This is a genomic window from Allobosea sp. Tri-44, assembly GCF_004123845.1.
GTDB lineage: Bacteria > Pseudomonadota > Alphaproteobacteria > Rhizobiales > Beijerinckiaceae > Allobosea.
In genome coordinates, this window is record NZ_NBDP01000053.1 from 359,735 (window position 1) to 371,834 (window position 12,100).

11 protein-coding genes are annotated in these 12,100 nt (G+C 63.8%); 7 read left to right on the forward strand and 4 right to left on the reverse strand.

Features of this window, described 5'->3' with window-relative positions; genetic code table 11:
* Positions 1 to 300: a PepSY domain-containing protein gene (locus B6S44_RS26830; RefSeq protein ID WP_129159913.1), complete on the reverse strand. Its 300-nt coding sequence runs from the start codon at positions 298 to 300 to the stop codon at positions 1 to 3.
* A 373-nt stretch (positions 301 to 673) separates the two neighbouring features.
* On the opposite strand from B6S44_RS26830, the gene B6S44_RS26835 reads away from it, so the two are divergent.
* Positions 674 to 1,555, forward strand: a complete 882-nt coding sequence (locus B6S44_RS26835) for a L,D-transpeptidase family protein (protein WP_248309776.1) — start codon at positions 674 to 676, stop codon at positions 1,553 to 1,555.
* A gap of 54 nt (positions 1,556 to 1,609) precedes the next feature.
* Here B6S44_RS26835 and B6S44_RS30155 read toward each other — a convergent pair whose 3' ends face one another.
* Positions 1,610 to 1,738, reverse strand: a complete 129-nt coding sequence (locus B6S44_RS30155; RefSeq protein WP_349236389.1) for a hypothetical protein — start codon at positions 1,736 to 1,738, stop codon at positions 1,610 to 1,612.
* A 298-nt stretch (positions 1,739 to 2,036) separates the two neighbouring features.
* On the opposite strand from B6S44_RS30155, the gene B6S44_RS26840 reads away from it, so the two are divergent.
* On the forward strand, positions 2,037 to 2,726 hold the full coding sequence (locus B6S44_RS26840) for a hypothetical protein (protein ID WP_129159915.1): 690 nt from the start codon (positions 2,037 to 2,039) through the stop codon (positions 2,724 to 2,726).
* A 55-nt stretch (positions 2,727 to 2,781) separates the two neighbouring features.
* Here the strand turns inward: B6S44_RS26840 and B6S44_RS26845 are convergent, their stop codons facing one another.
* Positions 2,782 to 5,148, reverse strand: coding sequence for a xanthine dehydrogenase family protein molybdopterin-binding subunit (locus tag B6S44_RS26845; RefSeq protein ID WP_129159916.1), 2,367 nt, complete (start codon positions 5,146 to 5,148; stop codon positions 2,782 to 2,784).
* Between the two features lie 203 nt (positions 5,149 to 5,351).
* Here B6S44_RS26845 and B6S44_RS26850 point away from each other — a divergent pair, with 203 nt between their 5' ends.
* Together B6S44_RS26850 and B6S44_RS26855 are read left to right on the forward strand one after the other, a co-directional pair.
* Positions 5,352 to 6,368: a cupin domain-containing protein gene (locus tag B6S44_RS26850; RefSeq protein WP_129159917.1), complete on the forward strand. Its 1,017-nt coding sequence runs from the start codon at positions 5,352 to 5,354 to the stop codon at positions 6,366 to 6,368.
* Positions 6,365 to 7,252 (forward strand): beta-keto acid cleavage family enzyme, encoded by an 888-nt coding sequence (locus B6S44_RS26855; protein ID WP_129159918.1) that lies wholly within the window; start codon positions 6,365 to 6,367, stop codon positions 7,250 to 7,252. Before B6S44_RS26850 ends, B6S44_RS26855 begins: the two co-directional genes overlap by 4 nt.
* A 60-nt stretch (positions 7,253 to 7,312) precedes the next feature.
* Here the strand turns inward: B6S44_RS26855 and B6S44_RS26860 are convergent, their stop codons facing one another.
* Positions 7,313 to 8,536, reverse strand: coding sequence for an acyltransferase family protein (locus B6S44_RS26860; protein WP_129159919.1), 1,224 nt, complete (start codon positions 8,534 to 8,536; stop codon positions 7,313 to 7,315).
* A 510-nt stretch (positions 8,537 to 9,046) separates the two neighbouring features.
* On the opposite strand from B6S44_RS26860, the gene B6S44_RS26865 reads away from it, so the two are divergent.
* The 3 genes from B6S44_RS26865 to B6S44_RS26875 all read left to right on the forward strand — a co-directional run bounded on the left by B6S44_RS26865 (position 9,047) and on the right by B6S44_RS26875 (position 12,094).
* Positions 9,047 to 10,411 (forward strand): ABC1 kinase family protein, encoded by a 1,365-nt coding sequence (locus tag B6S44_RS26865; RefSeq protein WP_129159920.1) that lies wholly within the window; start codon positions 9,047 to 9,049, stop codon positions 10,409 to 10,411.
* A gap of 238 nt (positions 10,412 to 10,649) precedes the next feature.
* Positions 10,650 to 10,934: an aa3-type cytochrome c oxidase subunit IV gene (locus B6S44_RS26870; protein ID WP_129159921.1), complete on the forward strand. Its 285-nt coding sequence runs from the start codon at positions 10,650 to 10,652 to the stop codon at positions 10,932 to 10,934.
* Positions 10,935 to 10,954: 20 nt separating this feature from the next.
* Positions 10,955 to 12,094, forward strand: coding sequence for a Re/Si-specific NAD(P)(+) transhydrogenase subunit alpha (locus B6S44_RS26875; protein ID WP_129159922.1), 1,140 nt, complete (start codon positions 10,955 to 10,957; stop codon positions 12,092 to 12,094).
* Positions 12,095 to 12,100 lie beyond the last annotated feature (6 nt).

Sequence of the window (12,100 nt, forward strand, 5' to 3'; positions counted from 1 at the left end):
TCAGTTGCGGGTGATGTTGCCGCGGTAATCGAGCGAGACGTTCACCTGGGCTCCGGAATGCGTGGCCATGCCCTTCCAGACGCCGTTGTCGTCCTTCTTCAGCCCGCCGACATTTGTGTAGCCGCTCGCCTCGAGGCGGCTCTTCGCCTGACCTTCGGTGAAGCTGTTGGCACCCGGCAGCGGCGCATTGGCATCTGCCGGCGCAGTCGGTGACGGCGTTGGTGAAGTCGTCGAAGTCTGTGCCACGGCGCCGCCCGAAATCAGCGCGCAGAACAGCGACGTGAAAATCACGTTTCGCATAGGTTTCTCCTTGCTTGTCAGTTAGTTAAGTCACTGCTCAGAGAAACGGCTGTTTCGAGAAGTGGTTCCATCGATCAAAAAAAGTCCCACTGACGGATGCCGGCGGGGACAGGTCGTCTCGAAGGGTGCGATGAGGCGAGCAGCCCGGAGGCCAGGAAGATGGGCAGGGCCAGCGCGACACCGCGCTCGTCCCTCCACATCTCGCAGAGGGGAACAAGCGGCGCAGTCCGCGGTCTAATAGCAATATCGCAGCGTAACCCGTGGGGCGCCCATGAACTCCCGTCAACTGTTCACGGTGTCCGTGGCATTCTCCCTGCTTTTCGGTGTGGGGCCGGTCTCGGCGCTTACTGTGGATGAAATGAACAAGGCGACCATGGCTCGCGATCTCCGCAAGAAGACAACCAGGCCGGCCCCCGCCATCGTCAAGGCCCAGGTGCTTCTCAGCCGGCGCGGGATTTCGCCCGGCCTGGTCGATGGCCTCGACGGCGAAAACTACCGCAAGGCGATCACCCAGTTCCGCCGGCAGGAGATGCTGGGGGAGGCCGACGCAATGGATCCAAAGACCTGGCAAGCGCTTGGTGGCGATGCGGCCGGCGATATCGTTGTCGAATACAAAATCTCGGCCGAGGACAGCGCCCACAACTTCGCCAAGAGGATCCCGCGCGATTACGCCAGGCAGGCTGCCATGAGGCGACTGGCCTATACCAGCGCGCGGGAAATGCTCGCCGAGCGCTTTCACATGAGCGAGCAGCTGCTCGTCGCTCTCAATCCTCGAACAAACCTTCGCAAAGCCGGCGGATCGATCTTCGTCATCGCGGCGGCGCGCGTCGACCCGCCAGGCAGCGCCCAACGCGTCGAGGCCGTCAAGGGCACGGGCAGGGTTGTCGTCTACGGCGAAGCTGACCGAATCCTCGCGAGCTTTCCCGCTACGATCGGCTCGGGCGAGACGCCATCACCCCAGGGCGAATTTCGTATCGAGCGGGTCGTCAGAAACCCGACCTATCATTACGATCCGGAGAAGAATTTCCAGCAGGGGAACAATACCAGGAAGCTCGTCCTGCCGGCCGGTCCCAATAACCCCGTCGGCACGGTCTGGATCGCTCTGTCGAGACCGACCTTCGGCATCCATGGCACGCCTGAACCATCCCGGGTGAGCAAGAACTCCTCGCATGGCTGCGTCCGGCTGACGAACTGGGATGCTGAGTATCTCGCCGCAATGGTGAAGCCGGGCGTGCCCGTGCGCTTCGTAGACTGAAGCCATAGGGGCGCGCCTCCGGACAGCGTCTCGGCAGCTCAGCGCCCGGGCGGATCAACCGCGAACCATGCGCCAGATCACATTGCTCACATCGTCGGCAACCAGCAACCCGGCGCGGGAATCCGGAAGCACACCGACAGGCCGGCCGCGCGCTTCGCCGGCTCCATTGAGGAAACCGCCCATCAGTGTTTCCGGCTGCCCGATCGGCTTGCCGCCTTCGAACCGGATGAAGATGACGCGATAGCCGGCGGGCGGATTGCGGTTCCATGAGCCATGCTGGCCGATGATCGCTCCGTCCAGGAACGTCCGATCGAACGTCCCTGCCTTGACGAAAGCGAGGCGGTATGCGAGCCGAGCGCATAGTCCGGCTTGATCGCTTTCGCGACCAGCTCCGGGTTCTGCGGCTCGATGCGCTTGTCGACATGCTGGCCGAAGAGGCGGATCGAGTGGCCGACAGCCCATCCGAACCGACCGGGCCGATATGGTACCTGATGTGAGCGCGAATCGCCGCCCAAGCACCACCGGTCTGTGTCGATTCCTGGATCTCGAGCAGCAGCGCGATTGGATGCAGGGCAAGACGATCCTGCGCGACGCCGACGAGCGCTGCGAGTCCCTGGAACTGCGTCTCAAATACATTGCGCGGTTCGAGAAGCTGCTGCGCCGGCCGCAGGCGCAAGAGGTCCTGGAAATTCTCGGGCGATACGGCCGCGACTGCATTCCGATCCCGCGCCGGACCGAGAGGCATTATTGGTCGGTTTCCTGTCTGCCCTCGACTCCGGGCAAGGCGCTCGTTCGCGTCAACGCGAGTTGGATGGAGCTTTTCTCGCTCTATGCGGACGGCGAGGGTATCCGCGCGCTATTTCTGGTGCATCTTTCCGATTTCACCAAGGACCATTCGCTCGACCCGGGCCAGGTGGACGAAGCTTTGCTTGAGCGCTGCGTGATGACGCCGGAAGACGTCAGCTATGTCTTCCCCCGCGGCGAGGACATTTTCGGCATCAAGATCCGCGGCTTCTCCTCGATCGGCAAATTCCTCGCGGCGCGCGATGCGTTGCAGGCCATCCGGGTGTTCAACCTGACGCATATGAACCGGGGCCGGAACGCCTATCAGGCGAGCCACTGCTACAGCCTGGCTGACCACATGATGGGTGGTCATGTGGGCCGCCTTTGATCATGAGCGCAATAAAGATGCGATCGTCCCGATCAGGAAGCCACCTCCCAGGGGCTCAAGTCAGAGATCCGATCCGTCCGGACTGAACCGCCCGCCAGACCGCCTGAGGGGTCGCAGGCATGTCCAGATGCGCGATGCCATACGGCGCCAGGGCGTCGACGACTGCGTTCATGACCGAAGGCAGCGAGCCGGCGCAACCGGCTTCGCCGCAACCTTTGGCGCCGACCCGATTGTTGAGGGTCGGCACCCCCCGGCTCACGAATGAGAAGAACGGGACGTCCGCCGCCCGAGGCAAGGCGTAGTCCATGTAGGATCCGGTGAGGAGTTGGCCGCTGTCGTCATAGACTGTCCGCTCGAACAGCGCCTGGCCGATCCCCTGAACAACGCCGCCATGGAGCTGCCCCTCGACGATCATCGGGTTCACCACGGTGCCGAAGTCGTTGATCATGACATAGCGCGCGACCTCGACATGCCCGGTCTCGGGATCGATCTCGACCTCGGCGATGTGACAGCCATTGGGATAGGCCGAGGGCGCTGCCTTGAAGACATGATCGACGTCGAGCGACTGTGGCAGGTCGGGTGGCACCGCGGCGCCACCACGCAGCCTGGCCGCGATGTCCATGATCTCGATCGAGCGGTCGGTACCGATGATGGTGAACCGGCCGTTCGCGAACTCGATATCGGCGGCATTGGTCTCAAGGAAATGACCGGCGAGCAGCTTGCCTTTTTCGATGACCAGCTCGCTCGCCTCGATGATCGCCGAGCCGCTCGCCATCAGCGATTTCGAGCCGCCGGTGCCTCCGCCGGCAATCAGCCGATCGCTGTCGCCCTGGACGAGCCTGATTGCCTCGAAGGGAACGCCGAGCTGGCTGGTGAGGAGCTGGGCGAAGGGCGTCCAATGTCCCTGGCCATAATCGAGGGTGCCGGTGACGATGCTCACGCTGCCGTCCGGTTCGAAATGGATCCCCCCCATTTCGTTCGTCGGTGGCGCGGTCACCTCGAGATAGCAGCCGATGCCGCGCCCGCGCAGCAAGCCCGCCTTCCGGCTCGTCCGTAGTCGTCCGGCATATCCCTTCCAGTCCGCCGCTTCGAGGGCCCGCTCGAACAGCGCCGGGAAATCGCCGCTGTCGTAGACCGTCCCCACCGGCGTGGCCCAGGGGAGCTTGGCAGGCGGGATCAGGTTGCGGCGCCGCAGGCTCGCGCTGTCGATGCCCATATCGCGGGCCGCCGTATCGATCAGGCGCTCCATGAAATAGTTGCCTTCCGGGCGACCCGCGCCGCGATAGGCACCGATCGGCGGCGTATTCGTCACCGCACAACGCGTCCTGACCTCGACGAGCGGCGTCCGGTACATGCCGACGGAGTTCTTCCCGATATTCGCCGTCGGCATCATGGCTCCGACCGGCGTGAGATAAGCGCCCATGTTGGCGACGCCGGTGAAGCGCGTCGCAAGGAAGCGACCGCGAGCGTCCAGGGCGAGCTCGGCCTCGAAAACCATGTCGCGCCCATGGTGATCCGAGACGAAGCTCTCCGATCGTTGATCGGTCCATTTGACCGGCCGCTTCAACATGCGAGCTGCGTGGAGGAGCGTGACGTATTCGGGAAACACGGAGGCCTTCATGCCGAAGGAGCCGCCGACATGACCTGTGACCAGGCGCAGCTCGGCAGGCTTCACCCCCATGGCCGCGGCCAGGTTGTTGCGCATGCCGAAGGCGCCCTGGCTCGGCGCGTGCAGCGTGTAGCGCTTCGACTTGCCATCGAAGCTCGCAATGGCGCTGCGCGGCTCGATCGGGTTGACCACGACGCGGTTGTTGACGATCCGCACCCGGGCGATGTGCGCGGCCTCGGCGAAGGCCGCAGCGACCTTCTCGCCGTCGCCGGACTGGAAATCGACGATCAGATTGCCGGCGACATCGTCATAAAGTTGCGGGGCGTCGGCCCTGAGCGCCTGCTCGGCATCGGTGACGGCAGGCAGGACGTCGATGTCGAGCCTGACCGCCTCCGCGGCGCTCCGGGCCTGATCGGCGGTGCCGGCGACCACCATCGCGACAGGGTCGCCGACGAAGCGGACCTTGTCGGTCGCCAGTGCCGCCCGCTGGGGCTTTCTCATCGGCGCACCATCGCGGCCTGGCACAGCGATCGGCGTCGCGATCGCATTGTAGCCGTGACCGGTCAGGTCCGCCGCGGTGTAGATCGCGACGACGCCCTTCATCGCTCGGGCCTCTGAGATATCGAGGGCGCGCAGATGGCCATGCGCGTGAGGGCTGCGAACGAAGGCCGCAAAGAGCTGCCGCTCGACGGTCAGATCGTCCGTGTAGCGCCCGTGCCCCTGCACGAGGATCGCATCCTCTCGGCGCGGCACAGGTTGACCGATCCCGACCGAAGCCATGAGATCGCTGTCGCGGGAATCGCTATGGTTCATCGAGGACCAGCCGTGGGCAAACAAGACAGGGATATCAGGATACCCTTGATAGGGCGGCAGTCCGATCCGCTGAAAGAGCGCCGACTGCAGCCCCGCCCAGCGCCCAGCGGTTGCGAAATGCGCTGACTGGGCCAGCATAGTTGCCAGCGCCTGGCGGCTCGTTGCCGCGCAGACCGGACGAACGGAACGGAACAGGTGTCCTGATGGGCCTTCGCTTCATCTTCATGCTCACTCGCAACGACCGGACGGTCAGCGATGCGATGGAGCAACTTCGGACGGCTCTGGCTCTGGGAGTCCGGCATATCGGCTTCAAGGATATCGGCCTGCCACTCGACACGCTGAAAACACTCAACACAGCTATCAGGGCTGGTGGCGCGACGTCCTATCTCGAGGTCGTCTCGCTCGATCGCGACAGCGAGGTCGCATCGGCAAGAGCTGCGGTCGAGATCGGCATCGACATTCTCCTTGGCGGGACGAGGGTCGACGACGTGCTGCCGATCATCGCCGGCACGACGATCCAGTACTGCCCGTTCCCGGGCACGATCTCCGGACATCCGAGCGTGCTGGAGGGCAGCATCGACGAAATCGTCGCCAGCGCGCAGGCCATGGCCGCACGCGACGGGGTGCACGGCCTCGATCTCCTGGCCTATCGCTCGCACGAGAACGTCCCGGCTCTTATCGCGGCTGTCTGCTCCGCGGTATCGAAGCCCGTCTATGTCGCCGGATCGATCGACACCCCGGGTCGCATCGAAGCCTTGAAGCAGGCTGGGGCGGCTGGCTTCACCATCGGCACGGCCGCACTCGATGGAAAATATCCGGCCGATGGCAGCGACGTGCCAAGCCAGCTGAAGACGATCATCCGAGACGTCGCGATGCTCAACCGGCACATCTCGCCGTTTCGCAAGGAGAATTTGGAGAGCGCTTTCGGGCAATTTTCCGACAGCTGGCCGCCTCGGCTCGCCGCGTCCGTCAACAATCTGCAGATCAAGCTCGCGAAATTCGAGGGCGAGGCCGGCTGGCATTTCAACAGCCGCGAGGACGAGGTCTTCTTCGTTCACAAGGGCCGGCTGCTGATGAAGTTCCGCGACCGCGACGAGACCATCGGGGAAGGGGAATTCATCGTCGTGCCGCACGGCGTCGAACGCTGTCCGACCGCGCTCGAAGAGGTCTGCGAGGTGGTCGTGCTTGAGATCGGCCCGACGAGGGATGCGCCCGCATGACCAAGCCGATCTGGATCGAGGCCGCGATCAACGGCCCCTGGGGCAAGGAGCGCCAGCCCGGCATCCCGATCACGATCCCCGACATCGTCGCCGACGGGATCGCTGCGGTCGAGGCCGGCGCGGCGATCGTCCATCTGCACGTCTACGATGTCGAGACCGGCCGACAGCGCGACGATTGGCAACTCTATGCGCAGGCGATCGAGGGCATCAGGGCCAAGGTCGACGCGATCGTCTATCCGACCATCCCGATCCTCGGCTCGGGTTATGCCGGCGACATGATCGGCTCGGGCCGCTACACGCATCTGGAGGAGTTGGCCAAGCGCCGCCTGGTCGAATGGGGCGTGCTCGATCCGGGCTCGTGCAACTGGACGACTTTCGCCGGCATTCCGGGCGGCGAGGCCGGCTTCATCTACCAGAACCCCGGCGAGCATATCCGCGAGGGGATGGACGTCGCGCAGCGCCACAAGATCCATCCGAGCTATGCGATCTACGAGCCCGGCTTCGCCCGTCTGGGCGCAGCGCTGGCGAAGGCCTATTCCGGCATGCCGACGCCGATCTACCGATTGATGTTCTCCGATGCCTTTGCCTGGGGCTTTCCGCCGAAACCCTATGCGCTGGAGGCGCATCTTGCCCTGCTGGCCGACTGCGCGCCGCAGGCGCCCGTGATGATCGCGGGGCTGGGCGTCGATCTCGGCGAGATCGTCGCGCCTGCGGTCGCGCGCGGCGTCCATGTCCGTGCCGGGCTGGAGGATGCATTTTTCGGCGAGACGCGCAGCAATGCACAGTTGATCGCCGACATGGTGCGCAAGGTCGAAGCGGCCGGCGGGAGAGCGGCGAGCGTGGCGGAGGTCAGGACTGATTTGCGCACAAGCCGCCTCGCATAGGTCGTCGACGAAGCTGGCGTTGGCATCTGGGAAATGCGGCGGGGACAGGCTACGGGCGTTCTATGAGAATCGCGCTGTCCGGCTCCGCCAGCGCTTCGAGTCCAGCGACAGTGCCACACATGGCCGCTCGACAAGCCAGTAGAAGCCTAGCGACAGTACCAATACCAGGACAAGACCAACAATCGTGCAAATCAGAACCAGCGCGAAGAACGGCAGGTGCCTGTAGTGTTCGACGACGATCGGCATGGTGACTTGCAGAATCTGTAGGTGAATCAGATAGATCGAAAAGGACGCGGTGCCGATTCTCGCCAAGGCCCGGTTGCTCATGGTGCGTCGGAAAGTCGACTGCCCGGTCAGGCAAGCCAGCATGATCGCGGCGATGGCGATGAGTTGAGCGGGCAGTTGCCACCATATCGCGCCGCACGGTGTACCAAGGAGGATGAGTGCCAGCACGCCGAGCGACCCGATGGGCCATTTCGCAGCCGGGGTGAGATCCAAAGCCCGGCTTCGACCGCTCGCCCCGAGCTCCGCCATCAGCGCGCCGATGACGAAGTAAGGCAAAAAAGCCAGAAGCGAATACTGAATGCCTCTCGAGCCATACGATTCCGCGATGATGGCGATGAGTACCGTTGCCGATAGGAACAGCAGGCTCGTGACTGCCCTGCCGTTCCGTTCGGAGGCTCTGAGATAGAATCTCCAGAGAGCCGGCCCGACAATCAGGAATTGGAAATGGACCTCCAAAAACCAACCGGGTGGGAAAAGACGTGGAAATGTATCAAAGACCAGGTCATGAACGTACAAGCTGCTTGCCAAGAAGCTTAAAATTAAGGAATCGGGCGCTGCGTAGAATTGATAAGTTCCCTCTGGCCTAAACCCAGTGAGTGAAATGAATGTAAAAGTTCCAAATAATACTATGAAGTATGGTGGCCATAGCCGAGTCAGTCTATTTTTCAGCAGATTCAGATCATCGATTTTCGAATGCTTTTTTGCTTCCCTTTCGATGTATATGATCATCGTGAAACCGGTTATGCAGAACAGCAGCCTGCAGCCGGAAAATGGCGTCGCCAGGATGCCGAGCACCAATGTCTCCATCCCGCTCAGCGCCTCGCGGCCGTAGAAGCGTTCGACGCGCTGCAACAAGTGGCCGATGACGACGATCAGGATCGCGACGCCGCGCAGTCCGGTGAGTTCGGGCAGATGGGTATGGCTCAGATCCGACGCCCGTCCCAGAAAGCCTGGCACGGCATCGACCCCGTAGTAGCCGGCGATCCGATTCGGGCGCATTCATCCTCGAGCGAAGCAGGAGCAAGGAACGCATCGGCACACGCTAGAGCCGGACGACCTCAGATGGGATCGCCTTGCGATCCCATCTGAGGTCTGAATCCGTCTCTTATCAAAATGCTAGAGCAGGATTGATGCGAAAAACCGGTTTCCACTTTTTCGCATCAATCCTGCTCTGGCAGCAGCCCGAACACCCTGGCGAAGACGGCCGGTGACGATCCGCGAGCGATCGCCTGTCGGCGACAGCCCTCGGGTCGATCGCTGTTACGTTCTCCCATCCTCGACTGGAACGCCGAAAACCCGCCAGGCCTCTCTGGCCATGGCGGTCGCAGCAATAACTGTACCACTTTGGAACGCTGGAGCGCCGAAAAGCTTGCGCTCGGAAAAGGCAGGGATTTCCGCACGATTACGGCCTTAAAAGCGGCTGGTGGAGCGTTGCCGCTGCAATGGTCGCATTGGCACCGGCCGCAGCGCCCCCTACATGCTGCCTGTAACGACGCCAGTGAGTGCCTAATGTCCGAACGCGATAGCGAAGCCAATCGGTTCTCTGCCCGCGCGGCGCGCTATGCCCGCGTCGGCGCCAATGTCGGCGGCGTGGCGGCGCGGATCGCCGGCACCAAGCTGTTCGGGCTGGAGGGTCGCAATGCCACCAATGCCGAGGCGCTGGCCAAGGCGCTCGGCGGGCTGAAGGGCCCGCTGATGAAGGTGGCCCAGCTCGTCGCCACCATTCCCGATGTGGTGCCGCCGGAATACGCCGCCGAACTGCAGAAGCTGCAATCGGAGGCGCCGCCGATGGGCGCCGCCTTCGTCAAGCGCCGCATGCAGGCCGAGCTCGGCCCGAGCTGGCGCGAGCGCTTCGCCGAGTTCGATCTCAAGCCGGCTGCGGCCGCCTCGCTCGGGCAGGTGCACCGGGCGATCTCTCTCGATGGCGCCCAGCTTGCCTGCAAGCTGCAATATCCCGATATGGAATCGGCGGTCGAGGCCGATATATCCCAGCTTGAGATCCTGTTCGGGCTGCACCGGCGCATGGGCGCAGTGATCGACACCAGCGAGATCGCCAAGGAGATCAGCGCCCGCGTCCGCGAGGAGCTCGACTATCGCCGCGAGGCCAAGCATGTCGCGCTCTACCAGAACATGCTGGCTGCCACGCCCGAGGTTCGCGTACCCGATGTCGTTCCGGAGTTGTCGACGCGTCGGCTCCTGACCATGGGTTGGCTCGATGGCGACAAGATCCTCAACCACAAGCAGGCGAGCCAGCAGGTCCGCGACCGGATCTCGACCGCGATGTTTCGCGCCTGGTGGCGGCCGTTCAGCCATCACGGCGTCATCCATGGCGATCCGCATCTCGGGAATTACACGGTCTTCCAGGAGGGCGGCGAGCCGGGAGGCATAAACCTGCTGGACTATGGCTGCATCCGGATTTTCCCGCCGAGTTTCGTCGGCGGCGTGGTTGACCTCTACCGCGGCCTGCTCGAGGGCGAGGAGGCGCGCGTCGTCCACGCCTATGAGGTCTGGGGCTTCAAGGGGCTCAACAAGGAGCTGATCGACACCCTCAACATCTGGGCGAAGTTTATCTACGGCCCACTGCTGGAGGATCGCACGCGCCGGATCGCCGAGGACGTGAAGCCGTCGGAATACGGCCGCAAGCAGGCTTTCCAGGTCCATTCCGCCCTGAAAGCGCGTGGGCCGGTGACCGTGCCGCGCGAGTTCGTCTTCATGGATCGCGCCGCGATCGGGCTAGGGGGCGTCTTCCTGCATCTCGACGCGGAACTCAATTTCCACCGGCTGTTCGAGCAGGAGATCGCGGAGTTCAGCGTCGCGCGCGTGGCTAGCGAACAGGGCGCTGCGCTGGCTGCAGTTGGTCTCAGCAGTTCCTGACGATCGGAATCGTCAATACAGTTGTGACGGGGCACCACATGTTTCGCCAGAGTTGCTGCCAAAGGTTATGCTTGATATCGCGATTTAAATCGATTTAAGTCGTTGTCGATGCGGTTTTTCCTTAGCGTCATGACGCTGCTGCCGAGAAAATGGGCGTGGCCGCTCCGACGCTCCGTTGCCGACCCTTGGCAGGTGCGGTACAGGGCGTAAGGATAGGATTGAACTCGGGACTCTTTTCATGGCCGACCACGGACACGCTGCCGACATTCCGCAGATGGACTACCCGGAGCATGAGCGCACCTATGTGGGCTTCGTGCATTTTGCCGAGGTCGGCACGGTGGCCTGCCTCGCGATCGTCGCCGCGCTCGCCGTCGGTGGCACCAAGCACGCCTGGGGCACTGCCATCATCGGCACGCTGCTGACTCTGGTCGGCACCGGCGTCGGCATCGCCGCCCCGTCGATCGGCTGGCGCGCCACGCTCGTTCCCTTCGTTCTGATGCTGCTCGCGCTCCTCCTCTACTAAGCCCGAAAGGCCTGGCCTCCATGCGCATCGCTGTCCCAGCCGAAACGCAAGGGGCGGAGACCCGCGTCGCCGTGACGCCGGAAACCGTCCGCAAGTTCATTGGCCTCGGGGCCGAGATCGCAGTGGAGAAGGGGGCGGGTCTCGCCTCCGGGATTACCGACGGCGATTACGAGGCGGCTGGCGCGACAATCGCCAAGAACGCCAAGGACGCCCTCAAGGGCGCCGAGATCGTGCTGAAGGTGCGCCGTCCGGCCGAAAGCGAGATTGCGGGCCTGCCGGCCGGCGCGCTCATCGTCGGCATCATGGACCCCTATGGCAGCGAGGCGCAGGTCGAGGCGCTGGCCAAGGCCAATGTCGCGGCCTTCGCGATGGAGTTCATGCCGCGCATCACCCGGGCGCAGGTGATGGACGTGCTGTCCTCGCAGGCCAACCTCGCCGGTTACCGCGCCGTGATCGACGGCGCCGCTGAATACGGCCGCGCGCTGCCGATGATGATGACCGCGGCCGGCACCGTGCCGGCGGCAAGGATCTTCATCATGGGCGTCGGCGTCGCCGGCCTGCAGGCGATCGCCACCGCGCGTCGCATGGGCGCCATCGTCACTGCGACGGACGTCCGCCCGGCCACCAAGGAGCAGGTCGAGTCGCTCGGCGCAAAATTCCTCGCCGTCGAGGACGAGGAATTCAAGCAGGCGCAGACCGCCGGCGGCTACGCCAAGGAAATGTCGAAGGAATACCAGGCCAAGCAGGCCGAGCTGACGGCGAGCCATATCGCCAAGCAGGACATCGTCATCACCACCGCGCTGATTCCGGGCCGCCCGGCGCCGAAGCTGATCTCGGCGGCGATGGTCGAGAGCATGAAGCCGGGTTCGGTGATCATCGACCTCGCGGTCGAGCGCGGCGGCAATTGCGAGCTCGCCAAGCCGGGCGAGGTCGTGACCACCGCAAACGGCGTCAAGATCGTCGGCCATCTCAACGTGCCGGGCCGGCTGCCGGCAACCTCTTCCAGCCTCTATGCCAAGAACCTCTTCGCTTTCGTCGAGACGCTGATCGACAAGGCCGAGAAGAAGCTCGCGGTGAACTGGGACGACGAGCTGGTCAAGGCGACCTGCCTGACCAAGGACGGCGCCGTCGTCCACCCGAATTTCGTGGCCAAGGCCTGAAGCGCA